The 292-nt window shown below is 62.3% G+C and carries 1 protein-coding gene; it reads left to right on the top strand.

Features of this window, described 5'->3' with window-relative positions; genetic code table 11:
- Window positions 1-292, top strand: a 292-nt coding sequence (locus tag AC0IYH_RS30900; protein WP_471837993.1) for a response regulator, incomplete at both ends; no start/stop codon positions are given.

Below are 292 nucleotides of genomic sequence, written 5' to 3'. Positions count from 1 at the left end.
ATTGTTGGCCAAGTTGGTCGAGTGCGACCGCGACCTGCCGGTGATCATGATCACCGGGCACGGTGATGTACCGATGGCTGTGCAGGCGATGAAGCAGGGTGCCTATGACTTCATCGAGAAGCCTTTCACTCCGGAGCGGCTGCTCGATACGGTGCGGCGGGCCCTGGAAAAGCGCCGGCTGGTCTGCGAGAACCGCGGGCTGCACCAGCAATTCGCGCTCAAGGAGGGAATAACGGCACAGCTGCTTGGCGTGTCACGCTCCATGGAGCGCTTGCGGCGGCAGATTCTGGAG

Source organism: Pseudomonas sp. AC463, assembly GCF_979253585.1.
This window is presented reverse-complemented; position numbering and strand designations above follow the sequence as displayed.